This window comes from Desulforamulus putei DSM 12395, assembly GCF_900129195.1.
GTDB classification, from domain to species: Bacteria; Bacillota; Desulfotomaculia; order Desulfotomaculales; family Desulfotomaculaceae; genus Desulfotomaculum; species Desulfotomaculum putei.
This window is the reverse complement of sequence record NZ_FQUY01000001.1, coordinates 227,002-245,540: the sequence shown is the minus strand read 5'-3', so window position 1 is coordinate 245,540 and position 18,539 is coordinate 227,002. Positions and strand designations below refer to the sequence as shown.

The 18,539-nt window shown below is 48.7% G+C and carries 22 protein-coding genes; 3 read left to right on the top strand and 19 right to left on the bottom strand.

Annotation, left to right across the window (positions count from 1 at the left end; translation table 11 throughout):
• The first annotated feature begins 90 nt into the window (after positions 1 to 90).
• The 3 genes from BUB67_RS01055 to BUB67_RS01045 all read left to right on the top strand — a co-directional run bounded on the left by BUB67_RS01055 (position 91) and on the right by BUB67_RS01045 (position 3,082).
• Positions 91 to 1,518: an MFS transporter gene (locus tag BUB67_RS01055; protein ID WP_073234328.1), complete on the top strand. Its 1,428-nt coding sequence runs from the start codon at positions 91 to 93 to the stop codon at positions 1,516 to 1,518.
• Between the two features lie 124 nt (positions 1,519 to 1,642).
• The gene (comA, locus tag BUB67_RS01050) at positions 1,643 to 2,461 is read left to right on the top strand and encodes a phosphosulfolactate synthase (RefSeq protein WP_073234324.1); all 819 of its coding nucleotides are present in this window, start codon (positions 1,643 to 1,645) and stop codon (positions 2,459 to 2,461) included.
• Positions 2,462 to 2,626: 165 nt separating this feature from the next.
• Positions 2,627 to 3,082, top strand: coding sequence for a DUF441 domain-containing protein (locus tag BUB67_RS01045; RefSeq protein ID WP_073234321.1), 456 nt, complete (start codon positions 2,627 to 2,629; stop codon positions 3,080 to 3,082).
• A 6-nt stretch (positions 3,083 to 3,088) separates the two neighbouring features.
• Here BUB67_RS01045 and BUB67_RS01040 read toward each other — a convergent pair whose 3' ends face one another.
• The 19 genes from BUB67_RS01040 to nadE all read right to left on the bottom strand — a co-directional run bounded on the left by BUB67_RS01040 (position 3,089) and on the right by nadE (position 18,079).
• The gene (locus BUB67_RS01040; RefSeq protein ID WP_073234319.1) at positions 3,089 to 3,382 is read right to left on the bottom strand and encodes a DUF5665 domain-containing protein; all 294 of its coding nucleotides are present in this window, start codon (positions 3,380 to 3,382) and stop codon (positions 3,089 to 3,091) included.
• A gap of 235 nt (positions 3,383 to 3,617) precedes the next feature.
• A complete protein-coding gene (locus tag BUB67_RS01035; protein ID WP_073234315.1) occupies positions 3,618 to 4,541 on the bottom strand; it encodes an RluA family pseudouridine synthase in 924 nt (307 codons plus the stop codon).
• Between the two features lie 194 nt (positions 4,542 to 4,735).
• Positions 4,736 to 6,094, bottom strand: a complete 1,359-nt coding sequence (locus tag BUB67_RS01030) for a PFL family protein (protein WP_073234311.1) — start codon at positions 6,092 to 6,094, stop codon at positions 4,736 to 4,738.
• 36 nt (positions 6,095 to 6,130) lie between these two features.
• Positions 6,131 to 6,433 carry an ACT domain-containing protein gene (locus BUB67_RS01025; RefSeq protein WP_073234308.1) on the bottom strand — a complete coding sequence of 101 codons (303 nt, stop codon included), beginning with the start codon at positions 6,431 to 6,433 and terminating at the stop codon, positions 6,131 to 6,133.
• A 64-nt stretch (positions 6,434 to 6,497) separates the two neighbouring features.
• Positions 6,498 to 7,376: a protein translocase subunit SecF gene (gene secF / locus BUB67_RS01020; RefSeq protein ID WP_073234305.1), complete on the bottom strand. Its 879-nt coding sequence runs from the start codon at positions 7,374 to 7,376 to the stop codon at positions 6,498 to 6,500.
• Between the two features lie 14 nt (positions 7,377 to 7,390).
• Positions 7,391 to 8,623 (bottom strand): protein translocase subunit SecD, encoded by a 1,233-nt coding sequence (gene secD / locus BUB67_RS01015; protein WP_073234302.1) that lies wholly within the window; start codon positions 8,621 to 8,623, stop codon positions 7,391 to 7,393.
• 87 nt (positions 8,624 to 8,710) lie between these two features.
• Positions 8,711 to 9,373 carry an HD domain-containing protein gene (locus tag BUB67_RS01010; protein ID WP_073234299.1) on the bottom strand — a complete coding sequence of 221 codons (663 nt, stop codon included), beginning with the start codon at positions 9,371 to 9,373 and terminating at the stop codon, positions 8,711 to 8,713.
• 140 nt (positions 9,374 to 9,513) lie between these two features.
• A complete protein-coding gene (gene yajC / locus BUB67_RS01005) occupies positions 9,514 to 9,795 on the bottom strand; it encodes a preprotein translocase subunit YajC (protein ID WP_073234296.1) in 282 nt (93 codons plus the stop codon).
• Between the two features lie 75 nt (positions 9,796 to 9,870).
• A complete protein-coding gene (tgt, locus tag BUB67_RS01000; protein ID WP_073234293.1) occupies positions 9,871 to 10,983 on the bottom strand; it encodes a tRNA guanosine(34) transglycosylase Tgt in 1,113 nt (370 codons plus the stop codon).
• 8 nt (positions 10,984 to 10,991) lie between these two features.
• Positions 10,992 to 12,017, bottom strand: coding sequence for a tRNA preQ1(34) S-adenosylmethionine ribosyltransferase-isomerase QueA (queA, locus tag BUB67_RS00995; RefSeq protein WP_073234290.1), 1,026 nt, complete (start codon positions 12,015 to 12,017; stop codon positions 10,992 to 10,994).
• Positions 12,018 to 12,294: 277 nt separating this feature from the next.
• Positions 12,295 to 12,519, bottom strand: coding sequence for a DUF2905 domain-containing protein (locus tag BUB67_RS00990; RefSeq protein WP_073234287.1), 225 nt, complete (start codon positions 12,517 to 12,519; stop codon positions 12,295 to 12,297).
• Positions 12,506 to 13,084: an epoxyqueuosine reductase QueH gene (locus tag BUB67_RS00985; protein ID WP_073234283.1), complete on the bottom strand. Its 579-nt coding sequence runs from the start codon at positions 13,082 to 13,084 to the stop codon at positions 12,506 to 12,508. The genes BUB67_RS00990 and BUB67_RS00985 overlap by 14 nt, the downstream gene beginning before the upstream one ends.
• A gap of 71 nt (positions 13,085 to 13,155) precedes the next feature.
• A complete protein-coding gene (locus tag BUB67_RS00980) occupies positions 13,156 to 13,518 on the bottom strand; it encodes a hypothetical protein (RefSeq protein ID WP_073234280.1) in 363 nt (120 codons plus the stop codon).
• A gap of 52 nt (positions 13,519 to 13,570) precedes the next feature.
• A complete protein-coding gene (gene ruvB, locus BUB67_RS00975) occupies positions 13,571 to 14,605 on the bottom strand; it encodes a Holliday junction branch migration DNA helicase RuvB (RefSeq protein WP_073234277.1) in 1,035 nt (344 codons plus the stop codon).
• 14 nt (positions 14,606 to 14,619) lie between these two features.
• Positions 14,620 to 15,219: a Holliday junction branch migration protein RuvA gene (ruvA, locus tag BUB67_RS00970; protein WP_073234274.1), complete on the bottom strand. Its 600-nt coding sequence runs from the start codon at positions 15,217 to 15,219 to the stop codon at positions 14,620 to 14,622.
• The gene (gene ruvC / locus BUB67_RS00965; protein WP_073234271.1) at positions 15,216 to 15,707 is read right to left on the bottom strand and encodes a crossover junction endodeoxyribonuclease RuvC; all 492 of its coding nucleotides are present in this window, start codon (positions 15,705 to 15,707) and stop codon (positions 15,216 to 15,218) included. The genes ruvA and ruvC overlap by 4 nt, the downstream gene beginning before the upstream one ends.
• A 110-nt stretch (positions 15,708 to 15,817) precedes the next feature.
• Positions 15,818 to 16,435, bottom strand: a complete 618-nt coding sequence (locus BUB67_RS00960) for a hypothetical protein (RefSeq protein ID WP_073234267.1) — start codon at positions 16,433 to 16,435, stop codon at positions 15,818 to 15,820.
• A gap of 99 nt (positions 16,436 to 16,534) precedes the next feature.
• Complete coding sequence (locus BUB67_RS00955; protein WP_073234264.1) at positions 16,535 to 17,266, bottom strand: YebC/PmpR family DNA-binding transcriptional regulator; 732 nt, start codon at positions 17,264 to 17,266, stop codon at positions 16,535 to 16,537.
• Positions 17,267 to 17,350: 84 nt separating this feature from the next.
• Positions 17,351 to 18,079: an NAD(+) synthase gene (gene nadE / locus BUB67_RS00950; protein ID WP_073234261.1), complete on the bottom strand. Its 729-nt coding sequence runs from the start codon at positions 18,077 to 18,079 to the stop codon at positions 17,351 to 17,353.
• Between the last annotated feature and the right edge of the window lie 460 nt (positions 18,080 to 18,539).

The window sequence follows — 18,539 nt, the reverse complement described above, 5'->3', positions numbered from 1 at the left end:
GATATGCGGCAAGGTTGGCTGAAATGCATAGCAAAAAGTTCGAAGAGACAAAATACATGTTGCCCATCTTTTGATAAGGACGTGATTCTCTTGTCGCAGGCAGCCGCAGCAGGAAATAAGGGGAATCAAGTAAATAAATTTACCCTGGCAGCACTGGCCGGAGTCCCTTTGATCATGGTACTGGGAAATTCCATGCTGATTCCTGTACTGCCGAAAATGTCAGAGGCCCTCAAGGTATCCCAAATGCAAATCAGCCTGGTTATAACCCTTTTTTCTGTACCGGCAGGGCTGGTTATCCCCTTAGCCGGGTTTCTGTCTGATCGTTATGGGCGCAAAAAAGTTATTATTCCCAGTCTTTTCCTTTATGGCTTGGGAGGCCTGCTGGCAGGGGCTGCGGCCCTGTTTTTAAAAGAGAAGGCCTTTCCTTTGATATTAGGCGGCAGAATCATTCAGGGGATTGGCGCTGCCGGTACCGCCCCCATTGCCATGGCTTTTTGCGGCGATCTCTGGAAGGGGAAAGAAAGGGCCAAGTCCCTGGGGGTTATTGAGTTCTCCAATGGTATGGGCAAAGTGGCCAGCCCCATTTTGGGTTCCCTGTTGGGACTCATTGCCTGGTGGGCCATCTTCTTCTTTTTTCCCATTGTGATTGCAGTGGTGATTTTGGGCGTCTGGTTTATTACTAAAGAGCCCGATGCTCAAAAGGAACCAAAAGGAGTCAAACAATATCTTAACTCTATTAAAAAAATCTTTAAAAAGAAGTCGCCTCTGCTGCTCAGCTGTTTTTTTGCAGGTTCGGCCGCTCTTTTAATCCTTTTTGGTGTTTTATTTTATTTGTCAGATTATCTGGAGAAAAAATTCGCCATGGACGGTGTGCTTAAAGGCGCCGCCCTGGCCATACCGGTGTTGTTCATGAGTACCACTTCTTATATCACCGGGGCTTTAATTAAGAAGCAAGTGAGTGTCATGAAGTGGCTGGTGGTAATAGGGCATGGTTTAATTGCCGCCTCCCTGGTGACACTCCCCATATTTAATAATATATATGCCTTTTTCGCCGGTATCTCCTTTGCGGGTATCGGTACCGGCCTGGTACTCCCCTGTTTAAATACCTTAATTACAAGTTCCACGGACAAGGATGAACGGGGACTGGTCACCTCCTTATACGGCAGCGTTCGTTTTCTCGGTGTGGCTGCGGGACCTCCCTTGTTCGGCTGGCTGGTGGGCATCGGGCCGGATGTCATGTTCTGGGCCTCCGCAGGATTGGCAGCGGTAGCAGCGGTCCTGGCGTTCTTTTTTATCAAGGTGAAAGCGCTGCAGGCCTCCCAGCAAGAAGGCAATCAAAAGGCCCGGGAAACACAAGCCAAACAAACCGTGGTTGACCCCGTTGCACAGCCTGCCTACATTTATAACAGCCTAGCCTGCTGGCCCAATGCATCTGTGGTGGCCCGCAAACCTTTACCTGCTGACCGAAGGAGAAATGGGGGTGGACAGGTAAATAATGGCGGTACCACAAACCAGTGACCTCTTGATTACTGTTCGCATAGATTAAACTCAGGTGGAACACTCCGTTATACACGGGAATGTACAGGAGGTGTGAGACGGACCTCGCTCAAAATAGGGGCCCGTGAAAGGAGTTGTTAGCCTGATGACCACAAGCGGGGCGAAAAAAACGTGGCAGGAGCTGCTGCAATTTCCAATGGGGAAACGGTCCGCTAAGCCACGTACCACAGGTCTGACCATGATCATTGACAAAGGTCTGGGTCTGGGTGAAACCCGGGACCTGCTGAACCTGGCAGGAGATTATATTGACTTTTTCAAACTTGGCTTTGGCACCTCTGCTTTGTACTACAATGAGGTTCTGGAGGAAAAAATTCACCTGGTTACCTCGCACGGGGTGGATATCTACCCGGGGGGCACCTTTTTAGAAGTGGCGGTTCTCCAGGACAAGCTCAGGCAATATTTGGCAATGGCCCGGGATTTCGGGTTTACCGCTGTCGAAGTCTCAGACGGCACCATTGACATGAGCCTGAAGCTTCGTGCCGAAGCTATTACCACGGCCTGTGAAATGGGCTTTAAAGTTCTCTCTGAGGTTGGCAAAAAGGACCCCAATAACGAATTCGAAATAAAAGAAATTGTTCAGTTGGTTAACCATGATTTGTCCTGCGGCGCTTCCCACGTGATTGTAGAGGGTCGGGAATCAGGAAAAGCTGTGGGACTCTATGACAAGGACGGTAACTTAATTATGTCCGAACTGGAAGAATTGGTCTACAGCATCAATGATGCCACCAAATTAATCTGGGAGGCTCCCATCAAAGAGCAGCAGCAGGAATTGATTCTCCGGTTTGGAGCCAATGTCAATATCGGCAATGTTAACCCCCATGAAGTATTGGCACTGGAAGCCCTGCGGGTGGGACTTAGGGCGGATACGTTAAAGGCTGTGCTGCAAAGAAAAAACAGAAACTAATTATTTAAAGGCTCCTACATGAGATCCAAGACATGGATCCCAGGATAGGAGCCCGCATATGTATCAACCAATCATGATGCCGGACCTGATTTACCCCTTCGTGCTAGCGGCGGACATGGACGCATATACTGTAAGTAATCCTGTCCACGTAAAGGAGCCATGACAATGCACTCCGGCGAAACTACCATGGTCATATTGCTGTTAATTGGACTTGCAGCCAGGTCAAACCTTATTTCCACCTGTGCCTGTATCCTGCTGATCCTGCAGTTCAGCAAGCTGGATGTTCTTTTTCCCTACTTGGAAACCCACGGGTTGGAACTGGGCTTGCTTTTTCTTCTGCTTTCCATCCTTGTCCCCATTGCCACAGACAAGGTGACAACCAGGGAACTCCTTTATAATGTCACCTCTTTACCCGGCCTGCTGGCCATCATCTCCGGAGCGCTGGCCACCCATCTAAACAGTGAAGGGCTAAAGCTCATGCAAATAGACCCGGGCATTATCTTCGGCCTCATTGTGGGTTCGGTAATCGGTATCCTGTTCTTTAACGGTCAACCGGTGGGTCCTCTGATGGCTGCCGGGGTGGCCGCCCTTTTTATCGAAGTGCTGAACTGGTTTCGTTGATAAAGTTCAGTACATTTTTATTTGCACCATTTGTACTATCTGGGCAATGAACCCCCCGATGACCGGCAGGTTTAACAGCAATAATTTTTGCAAAAAATACAGTATCACCGCCCCTAAAACGGTAAAACCCACGGCAATCCCCAAACCACGGGCGATGCCCGAAATAAAGTTCACCCACAGGAGACGCCTGGTATCCTCCAACAGCGCCACATACTCGGCCAGCTTCATTTTTTCCATGTTCCTGGCCAGCACATCGATTCTGTCCTTCAATGAACATAATTCTCCTTTAACCTGTTCCATAAAAAACCCTCCCGGTTTTTATTGTACCCCGGGAAAATTTTTTTATGGGCAAACCTTTCATGATCCGCAGACTTTCCGGTCACAATAATTCATGAGGTATTATTGTGTCGGAGGAAAACATTGTTATATTAGGGGCAGGATACGGGGGTCTGAAGGTAACCCAGAAGCTCAGTGAGCTGCTGGGAAAACATAAAGAACATCCTATTATGGCTTTTAACAGCATTTTCAGGACTTATCAGGGTTTTCCACGTTCCCTCAAATGCTTTAAAATGTCTTCAAAAACTTGCGGTAAAGGAGCTGTAAACTCCAGGTATTCCCCGCTGGAAGGATGATGGAAGCCCAGGACCATGGCATGCAGTAATTGACCGTCCAGATTAAAATGGGGTTTGTTGGGACCGTACCTGAGGTCTCCCACCAGAGGAAAACCGATGTAGGCCATGTGGACCCTGATTTGGTGGGTTCGTCCGGTTTCCAGGCGGCATTCAATGAAGGTGTAACGGCCAAAACGTTCCAAAACCCTGTAGTGTGTGACGGCCGGCTTGGAGTTGCGCTCAATGACTGCCATCTTTTGCCTGTCCCTGGGGTCCCGGCCGATGGGTGCATTGACAGTGCCCTGTTCCTCTTTAATATTATTATGTACCAGGGCACGGTATCGCCTGGTCACCGTTCTGTCCTTTAACTGTTGGGCCAGAGCATTGTGAGCATGGTCATTTTTAGCCACCATAATGAGGCCGGAGGTATCTTTGTCCAGCCTGTGCACGATACCCGGACGCAGCACCCCGTTAATACCGGATAAATCACTGCAATGATACAGCAGGGCGTTCACCAGCGTACCGGAGGTATTTCCCTCCGCCGGGTGAACCACCATTCCCCTGGGTTTATTTACCACAATGACATCGCTGTCCTCATAATAGATATCCAGGGGAATATTCTCCGGTTCCACCTTTAATTCTTCCGCAGGGGGAATTGCAATACGGACAACTTCCCCGGTTTTTAGTTTATGATTAGCCTTGACAGGCCGGTCGTTAACTGTAACCAGTTCCTCATCGATCAGTTTTTGTATGTAGGACCTGCTTATGTCCTGGCAGTGGCTGGCTAAAAAGACGTCCAACCGGGTTTTTGCGTTTTCCTGTTTAACTTTAAAGGTATAGGATTGCACAAATACACCTCGGGGATAAGATATAGAAAATTATAGCATAAAACCGTTGGAGAGCGAAATTTTATGAACGGGGTTTTGATTTTATTCTCTACTTTGCATGAAAAGAAAAAGGCTTAATGATTTCGACAAGCTCGTAAGAATCATTAAGCCTTAATTTATACCAATATAAGTATAGTTTTGTTTAATGCTTACATTTAGTTTTTCAGGCTCTGAATGGGCGCCGGTATGCGTCCGCCGCGGGAAACAAATTCCGCGGCTCCGGCCGCTTTGACCGGGATGATGGGCGCGTGTCCCAGCAAGCCGCCAAATTCCACATGATCCCCTACTTTTTTGCCGGGGGCCGGTATGATGCGCACGGCTGTGGTTTTGAAGTTCACCATGCCAATGGCCATTTCATCGGCAATGATGGCCGCAATGGTTTCAGCCGGTGTGTCGCCTGGGATGGCAATCATGTCCAGCCCCACCGAGCAAACACAGGTCATGGCCTCCAGCTTTTCCAGGGTCAGCACACCTTTTTCGGCGGCACGGATCATGCCGGCATCTTCACTTAAGGGGATAAAGGCGCCGGAAAGCCCCCCCACGTAGGAGGAAGCCATGGCCCCCCCTTTTTTCACAGCATCATTTAAGAGCGCCAGGGCGGCTGTGGTGCCGTGGGTACCGCAGGTTTCCAGTCCCATGGCTTCCAAAACCTCCGCCACACTGTCCCCCACGGCGGGAGTGGGCGCTAGGGACAGGTCAACAATGCCAAAGGGAACCCCCAATTTTTTGGCCGCTGCCCGGCCCACCAGTTCTCCCATTCTGGTGATTTTAAAGGCAGTCTTTTTAACGGTCTCCGCCAGGGTGCCGAAGTCGCTGCCCTTCACCTTTGCTACGGCGTTTTTCACCACGCCGGGGCCGCTGACACCAACGTTGATGGTGCACTCGGGTTCTCCTATGCCGTGAAAGGCGCCGGCCATAAAGGGGTTGTCTTCCGGCACATTGCAGAATACCACCAGTTTGGCACAGGCCAGACCGTCTTGATCGGCTGTACGTTCTGCGCATTCTTTAATCACCTGTCCCATGCGGTAAACCGCATCCATGTTGATGCCGTCCTTGGTGGAGCCGACATTCACGGATGAACAGACCCTTTCGGTGGCAGACAAGGCCTCGGGAATGGAATTAATTAAGATACGGTCGCCCTTGGTAAAACCCTTATGGACCAGGGCAGAGAACCCGCCGATGAAATTGACGCCTACTTCTTTGGCAGCGCGGTCCATGGCCTTGGCAAAGGCTGTATAGTTTTCAGCGTCACTGCTTTCCGCCACCAGTGAGATGGGGGTAACGGAAATCCGTTTATTGATAATGGGAATGCCATACTCACGTTCAATTTCTTCGCCGGCCTGCACCAGGTTGGCAGCCCGAGTGGTTATTTTATCATATATCTTTTGACAGGACTTCCTGTAATCGGAGTCCGCACAGTCCCTCAGGCTGATACCCATGGTAATGGTGCGGATATCCAGTTTTTCTTCCTGTACCATGCGAATGGTTTCCAGAACTTCATTGATGCTGTACATATGACCCTCCTAATGCGTCTCCTACTTTATATGCGTTTATATACGGTGCATATAGCGGAATACATCTTCATGCTGGGCTTCAATTTTCACTCCCAGTTCCTGACCCAGTTGACTAAGTTTTTCCTTCAAGGCGCTGAGTTCAATGGCGCTTTTCTCCATGTCCGCAATCAACACCATGGCAAAGAACTCCTGCAAAATGGTCTGGCTGATGTCCAGGATATTAATATGGTTGTCTGCCAGTATTGTGGAAACCCTGGCAATAATACCAACCCTATCCTGTCCGATGACTGTAACAATGATGCGGTTGCGGGACTGTTCGGTTCTGATTTGATCCAGCATATTCTTCCTCCTCGTCAAAATAAAAAATTAGCGCGAGGGATTTCCCCGCGCGATATTTTTATTTTTAAGCTGCCGCCTTTACGGAACGTTTGCGTTCTCTTTGCAGGCGTCTTAAATCATACCAAATGGGGCTGGCATTAAAGATCGAAGAATAGGCGCCGCTGATGATACCAATCAGCAGCAGGGTCACAAAGTTGTGAATGGTGGTGCCGCCAAAGAAAAACAGAGCCAACAGTACAAACACCACAGTTAACACGGTATTAATGGAGCGGGCCATGGTTTGCCACAGAGACTTGTTGACCAGGTCGGCCAGTTCTTCTTTGCGGTTCTGCCGCAGGTTCTCACGAATGCGGTCAAAGATAACAATGGTATCGTTAATGGAATAACCGATGATGGTTAATACAGCAGCCACAAAGGAACTGTCAATTTCGATTTGTAACAGGGAAGCCATCCCGACCATGACTAATACGTCATGCAGCAGGGCGCCGATGGCGGCGATGGCCTGTAAAAACTCAAACCGCCAGGTAATGTAGAGAACCATCAGTACAGAGGCGATTCCCAGGGCCAGCAGGGCTTGGCGGGTCAGTTCCTTACCGATGACCGGTCCCACCAGCTCATTGCGCAGCATGGTGGCGCCGCCCAGTTTTTCACTGATACCGTTAAAGGCCTTGTCACTTTCTTGCTGGGACAGGACTTTTGTTCGAATGAGATAAGTATTTTCTCCACTGCTTTGTATCTTACTGTCTTCCAGATTGTAGTCAGCCAGAGCTGCCCGCACATTCTCTACCGTGGTAGGATTTTTAAACCGGAGTTCTACGAGGTTCCCGCCGGTGAAATCGATGCCCAGGTTAAGGCCCCGGGTCAACAGTGAGACTATACCAAGGATGATAATGGCTAGGGAGAGAATGTAATAAATCTTACGGGTTTTGATAATGTGAAACATGCTTCTACCTCCCCTTACGCCCCATAGAGTTTGGTGTTCTTGATGCCGGTATCGGCGGTGTTGTGCAGCATCCACCGGGTAAAGGTAATGGCCGTGAACATACTGGTCAAAATACCCACGGACAGGGCCACGGCAAAGCTCTTAATGGGACCGGAACCGTAATAAAACAATACGGCGGCGGCAATTAACGTGGTAACGTTGGAATCCAGCACCGCCACAAAGGCCCGCTTAAACCCGGCATCAATGGCGGAGCGCAGGGTTTTGCCGCTCTTCAGTTCTTCCTTCAGTCGTTCAAAGATAATGACGTTGGCATCCACCGCCATACCCATGGAAAGCAGGAAGGCCGCAATACCCGGCAGGGTCAGCACCACATGCATGGCAGCAAAGATGCCTAAAACAATCAGGGCATAAACCACCAGAGCAAAGTTGGCAACCAAGCCCGGGACACGGTAATAACCTAACATGAAAGCTAAAATGGCAATTACACCAATGATACCGGCTTTTATGGACTTATCCAGGGAATCCGCGCCCAAGGTGGGACCTACGGTACGCTTCTCAATGACCTCTGCTTTCAGGGGCAGTGCACCGGATTTCAGCAGTACTGCAATGGTGTGGGCTTCTTCCAAACTGTTGTAACCGGTGATGCGGGCTTTACCCCCGGTAATGGGTTCTTGTACCACGGGGTTTTGCAGAACTTGTCCGTCCAACAGAATGGCAATACGCTTCCCAACATTGGTAGAAGTAACAGAAGCAAATTTCTCTGTTCCTTCTTTGTTAAATTCCAGGTCTACTTCCACAGCGCCGGACACAGGGTCCTTCGACTCAACGGCATTTTTCAAATCAGCGCCGGTAAGAATGGTCTTACCGTCCTCGGTTTTAAATTCCAAAAAGGCAGTCTTTATTATCTCATTAACAGCTTTCTCCGGATCTTTAATACCGGCCAGTTCCACAATAATCCGGTTTTTACCCTCCTGCTGGATGATTGGTTCGGAAACACCAAAGGCATTCACCCGTCGCTCAATGGTTTGCAGGAGTTGCTTCATGGTCTCATCATTTACTTTGGCCTGCGGGGTGTCCTTGGCCTCCAGCGTTACATGCACGCCACCCTGCAGATCCAGACCCAGCGGTATTTCCTTAGTTAACGGTAACCATTTTACATTTGGGAAGATGGGCTGTGTGCTGGCGACAGCAATAACAGCTACGGCAATAATAACTGCGAACAGTCTGAGTACCTTGCCCCATTTCATCACCAATTTTCCCCCTTTTATACTGCAAATAAACAAAATTAATTATATACCTGCAAAAATCTCCTGTCAATTAAACTCTTGTTCCCTTTATAGCAATTTTGCGCCGTTTATTACTAATTCAAAGTTACAACCAAGGTAGTTCGCCGCTCTCCTGCACAGCATCATTCGTGTGAGAAATATTTCAAAATACTCCATGACCGGGCAAATCTCAATATCAATACTGAGTTCCATGGTGATGGTACGGCGGTCATCATTGACATAAACAAAGGCATGGGAAGCCGCGTAGTTGACCCGGTCGTGAATGTCAAAGGTGGCAAAATCCTGGTTGCGCACCCGGGAGCGGTGAACATCGGACTTGTCTGCCACAATCAGGGCGGCGGCCACGGAATTAACAGGATACCCGTATTGCTCTTCATGATTGGCAATGGCGGAGGCCACCGTACAGACTTCTTCCGGAGGCATTCCCATATTTAATAACAGGGTAAAGGCAATATTGGCCCCTGAGATCCCATGATCGTTACGGCTGATCACATTGCCGATATCATGCAAATAGCCTGCTATGGCTGCCAACTCGCATTCTCTCTGGGGCCGTCCCAACTTTTCCAAAATATTCCTAGCGATGCTGGAAACCAGGTTGATGTGCCTGTAGCTGTGTTCAGTAAATCCCATGACTCCCAGGTATTCATTTCCCTTCCGTATACAGGCATCCACCACGGGATTTTGCTTGACATCTTCAAGGGTTATGCTCACGCTTTCTTCACTCCTATTTACAACGTAAAGGAATTTATTCAAGTGTAAAATAGAGTAGGACTTGCCTACTCTATCGTGCATCGCATTAAAACCTGTTGTCTGAGACTACAAATAAGCTTCTGTTAAGTGAATCAGGTTCCTTATTCGGCTTCTTTTTTCTCGGACACCTGGGCAATGGCGTTTTTCAATACCTCAATGTGCACTTTATCTGCCACTCTTAAGACAACGGTGTTATCCTTAATCTTAACAATGGAGCCAAGAAGTCCCCCAACGGTAATGATGTTGTCACCGACATTCAAAGCTTTGATCATGGCAGCATGCTGCTTCTGTCTTTTTTGCTGTGGCCTGATCATCAAGAAGTAAAGAATGGCAAACAATGCGACAATATAGATGATGGAAGCCGTTTGTGGTCCTAAATTCAATGTAAACCCTCCTTTCTGCTGGCATAAAAACAATTTCTTCTTAGAGACAGGTTTTCCCTGCCAACCTAACAAAATTTAACCTGCATTAAAATGCGACAAAAATTCCGCCCTGTACTCCAACAACCTGTCTTCCCGGATGGCCTCTTTTATCTTTCCCATTAAATGCTGAATAAAATGCAAATTATGTATGGTTGTCAACCGGATCCCCAGGACTTCGTCGGTTTTTATTAAATGGCGTATGTAGGCCCTGGTATAGTTGCGACAGGCGTAGCAATCACATTGCTCATCCAGGGGCCGGAAGTCCCTGGCATATTCCGCGTTGCGTATGGTAAGCCGGCCTTTATGGGTAAACACGGCGCCATTGCGGGCGATACGGGTGGGCAGCACGCAGTCAAACATATCCACACCCCGTATAACTCCTTCAATGAGGCAGTCAGGGGAACCCACTCCCATCAGGTAGCGGGGTTTGTCCTTCGGCATGATAGGAATTAAGTGGTCCAAAACATCATACATCAGTTCCTTCGGTTCTCCCACCGAAAGCCCCCCGATACCATAACCGGGAAAGTCCATCTCAATTAATTCTCGGGCGCTGCGTTCCCTGAGATCGTTAAAAACACCGCCCTGGATGATACCAAAAAGGGCCTGATCGTCCCTCTTGTGGGCTTTTTTGCAACGTTCCGCCCAGCGGGTGGTGCGCTCCAACGCAGCCAGGGCATAGTCCCTGTCGCAGGGATAAGGAGCACATTCATCAAAGGCCATGGCGATGTCCGCCCCCAGGGCTTCTTCGATTTCCATCACCTTTTCCGGCGTAAAGAAGTGCTTGGACCCGTCAATATGGGAACGAAACTCAACCCCTTCTTCGGTGATGGTTCTGAGCGGCCCTAAACTGAAAACCTGAAAACCGCCGCTGTCTGTCAGAATGGGACCTTGCCAGTTCATAAATTTATGGAGTCCCCCGGCTTCCCGGATCAAATCATGTCCCGGCCGCAGGTAAAGGTGGTAGGTGTTGCTAAGAATCAGCCTGCCGCCGGTTTCCCATACTTCTTCGGGGGTCATGGTTTTTACGGTTGCCTGGGTGCCCACAGGCATAAAGATGGGGGTTTCCACCACCCCGTGGGGGGTGTAAAGTTTACCCAGCCTGGCTCTGGTATGTTTTTCTTCCTTTTCAATGACGATTTTTACTGGCATGATTCCTCCTAAATAATCAACATTGCATCTCCAAAACTGAAGAAGCGGTATTTTTCTTGCACTGCAGTACGGTAGGCAGCCAGTATTTTCTCCCGGCCCGCCAGGGCGCTTACCAGCATGAGGAGTGTGGACTTGGGAAGGTGAAAGTTAGTAATCAGCCCGTCGATCACTTTAAATTTATAACCGGGATAAATAAAGATGTCGGTCATCCCGGAGCCAGGCAAAACCTGCCCGGTTTCATTGCCGGAGGTTTCCAAGGTTCTTACGCTGGTGGTACCTACGGCAATGACCCGTCCCCCCCGGCCCTTGACCCGGTTAATCTCTTCGGCGGCCTGGGGGGTAATTTCAAAGTATTCCTTGTGCATGGTGTGCAGTTCAATGTCTTCCACCTGTACCGGCCTGAAGGTGCCAAGTCCTACATGCAGCAGTACCGTTACCGTCTTAACTCCCTTTGCCCTAATTTCTTCTAATAATTCATGGGTAAAGTGAAGCCCGGCGGTGGGAGCTGCTGCAGATCCCTCTTGCCGGGCGTAAACCGTCTGGTAGCGTTGTTGGTCTTCCAGTGGCTTCTTGATGTAAGGCGGCAGCGGCATGGTGCCAATCCGCTCCAGCACTTGCAGAAAAGGTTCCCGGTAACTGAATTCTATGATACGCCCGCCCACATCTGTGTGGTCGACGATGATACCTGTCAACAAACCGTTGCCGAAATCCAGGACATCCCCAATCCTGGCCTTTTTACCCGGTTTCACCAGGGCTTCCCAGCGGCTGCCGGAAGTCTGTCTGAGCAGCAGCACTTCAATTTTGGCCCCGGTGGAGATTCTGGTGCCAAAGATCCGAGCCGGCAGTACTTTACTCTCGTTCATAACCAGCACGTCCCCGGGCCGCAGGTATTCAATAAGATCTCTAAAAGTTTTATGTTCAATTGCCTGGCTGTCCCTGTGAACCACCATCAGCCTGGATTGATCCCGTTTTTCGATGGGTTCTTGAGCAATCAACTCTTCCGGCAGATGAAAATCAAAATCCGATAACTTCAAAGCTTTGACTCCTTTGTGACTTCCCCGGGTGGGTTATTCCCAACATCTGTCTAATAGTATTCCAGAATTTTTCGGTGGTTATAACCCTCTGCGGTCAGGACCCCGGCCCAGGGGGCGTTCTGTTTAAATATTAAGGAAGTTTCCGTTACTGCGTTTTATTTCTCGTTCGACACGTTTAGGCAAATTCCTGCTATTGGCTTTCAACTTGCCATCTTCAACCGGGCGGCAACAAAAAATACCCTGTATCAACAGGGCCTCGTCAAGGGTTTGGCTTTCATTAGCGTCTAAACAATAAATTTAATACCAGGGTCAGAAGTATACTTAAAACAATAGAGGTTACCACCGGAAAGTAAAAAGTAAAGTTTCCTTTTTGGACAAAAATATCCCCCGGTAATTTGCCAATGCCGGGAATTTTACCGACCAGCAGCAGGAGTCCACCTATAAACGCCATAAAAACCCCGGCAAACAGAAGCATTTTGGCCATTGATTCAAAGGGTGCCATTTTTACCCCCCCCTTTGTCCCTGGCATTTTTCTTGGGCCGGTAGTAGCGGTCCCTTTCACTGTAAATGCACCCGCAGTATTGCTGACGGTACATCTCCAATTCCTTGGATTTTGCTACGGCCTCTTGAAAGCCGGGGCGGAAATCTTCATAGTAAAAGGGTACCCCGTACTGCTCCGCTAAATTTTCCCCAATCTCCCTGATTAACTCATGCTTTTGAAAGGGACTGACCAGCAGGGTGGTGGAAAAGGCATCAAAGTTCCCCTTCTTAGCCACCTGGGCCGTTTTTCTCAGGCGCATGTTATAACACATCTGGCAGCGCCGGGCCTCCCGGTGAACCACTTCCTGCAGGTATTCATCCAGCCGGTATTCATCGTCAAAGATAACTTTCCAATTCTGTTGCCGGGCATACTGTTCCAATTGATCCCGTCTTTTCTTAAACTCCGTATAGGGATGAATATTGGGGTTATAAAACAAACCGTAGACTTCAAAATTTTTGTTTCTTAAACTGTCCAGCGGGTAGATGGAACAGGGTCCGCAACAGGTATGCAGCAGGATTTTTTTCATATGACTTCCCTTTGTTGTGATTAATATGGACTACCTTCTATAGTATATCCTATTCCGTTATTCTTACTGATTTACTGTGAAAGCCTTTCTTTCAGGGCAAATATTTCTTTGTCGTGCTTGATGACCATACTAACTGCATAATTGGCATTCATGTTTACATCAAACAGCCTTTCTTTGATTTCCCTGATGTCCTTTTGAATATCATCCATTCTTGCCGATAGGGTAAATAATTCTTCCCGGAATAACTCTTGATTTCTTTTCAGCCCTGCAACATCAGTCTTAAGCACTGCAACATCAGTCTTAAGCCCTGCAACTTCGGTTCTAAGCCCCGCAACATCGGTTTTCAGCTCTGCCACCACAGCATTGTTAGCGCCTACCATTTTCAGTAAATCCATCATTAAGTTTTCTAAACGTTCCAGGCGTTCTTCACTCACTTAGGATCCCTCTCATCGGTTATTTTATTACCACTTTACACCATGCTTACCGCTAAAACAATGTTTTTTGTTCAACATTCCCTTCGGAATCATTTTTTAAAGGAATTCCCAGGTGCCGGTAAGTCAGAGGTGTCACTATTCTACCCCGGGGCGTCCGGGCAATGAAGCCCAACTGCATTAAGAAAGGTTCCAAAACATCTTCCACGGTATCGGCTTCTTCACTGATGGCCGCCGCAAGGGTATCCAGACCCACCGGTCCGCCGTTAAATTTTTCAATAATGGTACGCAGCAGCCGCCGGTCGGTATGATCCAGTCCCAGCGGGTCAACCTCAAAGAATTCCAGGGCTTCTGCCGCCACTGCCGCGGTAATCTCCCCGGCCGCCCTCACCTGGGCATAGTCACGCACCCGTTTTAACAGGCGGTTGGCTATCCGGGGTGTCCCCCGGGAGCGACGGGCAATTTCCTCGGCGCCGGATTTCTCAATGGAAACACGAAGGATGCCGGCTGCCCGGCTGACAATCCTGGTGAGATCTTCGGTGTTATAAAACTCCAGTCGGCTGATAATACCAAAACGGTCCCGCAGGGGCAAGGCCAGCATGCCTGCCCGGGTGGTGGCACCGATCAGTGTAAACTTCGGCAGTTCCAGCCGAATGGAACGGGCGCCGGGTCCCTTCCCCAGCACTATGTCCAAAGCAAAGTCTTCCATGGCCGGGTACAATATTTCTTCCACCGACCGGCTCAAACGGTGTATTTCGTCAATGAAAAGCACATCTCCCGGGGCGAGATTCGTGAGAATGGCCGCCAAATCCCCTTGCCGTTCAATGGCAGGCCCGGAGGTAATGCGAATATTCACCCCCATTTCGTTGGCGATGATGTTGCTCAGGGTGGTTTTTCCCAGACCGGGCGGGCCGAACAACAGCACGTGATCCAGGGGCTCACCCCTTTGTCTTGCCGCTTCCACAAAGATGGAGATGGTTTCTTTCACTTTTTGCTGCCCGATATATTCATTTAATCTTCTGGGACGCAGGCTGGTCTCCAGATCACTGTCTTCGGATTGCACGGATGCAGATAACAGTCTTTCGGTCATGGTTACCTCCCAGGCTACTTCATTGGCGCCAATTCTTTCAGAGCCTCTTTAATCAGTGCAGACACGTCTTTCGCCGGGGCCTTGTTTTGTGCCCTTCCAACAGCATCCCTGGCTTCAGTCTGAGAATAACCCAGCGACACCAACGCAATCACAGCATCCTCTGCCATGCCATGGGAAGCAGTGTCATTGTAAGCAACCTCACCGGAGGATATGGCGGGTCCGGACAGTTTATCTTTCAGCTCCAGTAAAATACGCTGGGCGGTTTTTTTGCCGACTCCCGGCACCTTCACCAGTTGGTTAACATCTCCGCCGGCAATGACCGCCCGCAAATGGTCGGGTAGCAGGTGGGAAACCACCGCCAGAGCCACCTTGGGACCAACCCCTGCCACATCCAGCAGCGCTAAAAAACAGTCCCGCTGCTCTTCATCGGAAAAGCCGTAAAATTGAATGCCGTCCTCCCTTACAGCCATATGAGTATGGAGTTTAATATCCTGCCCGACGCCGGGCAGCCTGGTTGTTAATGGAATGTGGATATGATAACCGATGCCTTGCACGTCAATCACCGCCCAGCCTGGACCACCGGCGGCCAGCTTTCCGCAAATATAAGCAATCATCTCATAAGTCCTCCCGGGTCTGAACTCCAGTGGGCGTGGCAAATGGCAACGGCCAGGGCATCTGCCACGTCATCTGGTTTGGGAATCTCTTTTAAGGAGAGCAGTGTTTTTACCATAAATTGAACCTGATGTTTATCAGCTTTGCCGTACCCGGTCACTGCTTGCTTAACCTGTAAAGGTGTATATTCCGCCACGGGAATACCGGCATTGGCCCCCGCCAGCAGGGCAATCCCCCTGGCATGGCCCACTGCCAGAGCCGTGCGGGCATTTTTATTAAAGAATAATTGTTCCACAGCCATAAAATCGGGCTTGTATGTTCCAATAATCTCCTGTAAACCCTGGTAAAGTCTTTGCAGTCGTAAATCCAGCGGAAGTTCCGGGTCGGTCCTCAGACAACTGTAAGCGATGGGTTTATAACGGTTTCCCAGGTATTCCACCAGACCAAAACCGGTAATGGCGGTGCCCGGATCTATGCCCAAAATAATCATATGAACCCCCATTTTTACCTGACTGCCAATATTATACTACAAACCTCTGTTCTGTTGGGTTATAAATTCATCAATATAAAAATAAAGACCCGGCTCTTCATCCCGGGTCCTTAGTCCTGCATTTCATCCAAGTTTTCCAAGATGGCGTTGAGTGCGTCCTCATTGGAAAATTCCAACTCATAACGAAGCTTGGCCTGGGTCTCCGGTGTCATGTGGTAAAAATCCATGACCTGTTGAAGTTTTACCTGAAAGGCCGCAGACAGGCTGTTCAGGGGAATTGACTCCTCTACCTTCAGCAGTTTTTGGTGATAGCCAAGGGGTCCCTGGTAAACCGCCAGCTTATTGTCATAAATGCCTAAATGCCTGAAGGAACGGTGGTAGCTGCAAAATTCATTGACCTTTTGCCGGACCAGCACTTCGTCGTTACGGACCTCCACCGAAAAGCCCGGGGCATGATATTTTTCCTTCAATTCCTTTTCGGTCTTGACACCCAAAGAACCTGCCGTTTTTCTGGCTATCTCTTCACTATCCCCGCACAGATAAACGTTCTCTTCTCTAATGATCAAATCCGGGGCGAGAGTCGGCTGAACCTGCTGGGCAAAGACCTGCAAAATTGACATGGCGGCCTTTGTACCATCGCCGGTCACCCTACCGCCCACCATGGCGATGCAGAATAACAATACCGCTAAAAATCCCCCCACACCGATCCACAGGAACCTGCTTATCATACTAACCACTCCTTCAGTTGGTTAGTATTGCCACTTTTTGCTTGATTATACCTGGGAAATGACGTAAAAAAGCCGGGTGTAACCCCGGCTTTAACCATCTTATCCTTCCATTTCAAAATTGGTATAGACGGCTTGCACATCGTCATTGTCTTCCAACAAGTCAATCATCCTGACCATCTTTTCCGCCTCTTCGCCTTGCAGCTTTACGGTGGTCTGGGGCACCATGGTGATTTCCGCATCGGCGATGGGAATACCTTGTTCAGCCAAGGCGGATCTCACATTTTCAAAGTATTCCGGTGCGGTGGTAATTTCAAAACTGTCTTCTTCCGCCTTCACATCCTCTGCACCGGCTTCAAGGGCCGCCAGCATTAAATCATCTTCACTGATATTGGCCTCCAGACGGTCAACGATAATGACGCCTTTCTCTTTAAAGATCCAGCTCACACAACCGGTTTCACCAAGGTTGCCGCCATGTTTGGAAAGAATATGCCGAACTTCTCCGGCAGTGCGGTTGCGATTATCCGTGGCTACATAAAGCAATATGGCAACACCGCCGGGCCCGTAACCTTCATAGGTGAATTCTTCAAAATTAGCTCCTTCGCCACCGCCGACGCCCTTTTGGATGGCCCGCTGAATATTTTCATTGGGTATGTTGGCAGCCTTGGCCTTTTCAATGGCGGCCTTCAGACGCATGTTACCCACCGGATCCGGTCCGCCGTTTCTGGCGGCAATGATAATTTCTTTGGATATTTTGGTGAAGATTTTTCCTCTCTGAGCATCAATTTTGGCCTTTTTACGTTTAATGGTTGACCATTTAGAATGTCCTGACATGAAAAAACCCCTCTTTCTCGAAAAAAGCCCGGTTCATACCAGACTCTCCTGGATGCACCCAGCTTTCATTAGGTTTCTATTCGTTTAAAACATTGGCGGGATTGGCGGCATATACCTCTTATGCGCTCTTTTCTTTTCCAATGTCTGAATGGTTTTCTTAACGGGTTCGGGAGCTTCTCCGGTAAGGATATAACGGTCAAGGTCTTTATAGGTGACACCCATTTCCTGCTCGTCGCAATGACCAAACCATAAACCGGCGGAGGGTGCTTTATCAATGATCCGCCGGGGAATTCCCAACTCTCTGGCCAGTTCCTTCACCTGGCATTTAACCAGATTGGCAATGGGCAGGAGGTCTACCCCGCCGTCGCCATATTTGGTATAGTGCCCCACCACCAGTTCGGCCCTGTTGCTTGTTCCCACGACTAAATAATTATGCCTGGCCGCCAGGTAATATAAGGTAATCATTCTTAACCTGGGCTTTATATTGGCAATGGCCAAATCACAGCTATGCAAGTCATAGTCTTGTCCGGTAAAACGGCGGACAAACCAATCGAAGGGTTCATTAAGGACCACTTCTTCATAGGGAACCGATAAGGTCTCCGCCACTAACTTGGCGTCTTCTGCATCTTGTGGATTGCTGTAACAAGGCATGATCACACCCAGAACATGATCCGGAAAAGCTCTTTTGCAGAGTGCAGCAACACAGGAAGAATCGATACCACCACTTAATCCAACAACTGCACCTTGGGCACCCGCCTTTTGTACTTCTTCTTTTATCCACAGTGTCAGTTTGTCTGCTAAGTCCTTCATCACTATAGACAAGCCCCCCTAGGCCATTGATAAATTCATAATATCATATCCGTCACGCCGGGCGCAAACCAAAACAAAATGAAGAAAAACTTCACAAACAGAAGCTATTTGAATTGTATTAATTTTTTTTATTGCCTGACTTGTTCATATATTTTCACTAGTTAATTAAGTTATACTATTTTATTTATTTGTACAATTTATTAAGCGGTTTTCATCAAGAAATGAGAATCTTTAATTGACAAGGAATTATTTGCAAGCCTATAATATATTCAGAATCTTTGAGATTTAGTAAAAATTTAGGCAAAAACCCTGCGCCTACATCCATTATACCTTGATTTTACTGGTTTCCGGAAGTTTATGTTAGGGTTTTGAATAATAAACCCGCTTTTCTAAGAAGCTTTCTAACTGTCTAACCAATTGTCTAAAAATAAAGACAAGATTATAAATTGTTGCTATTTAGGGA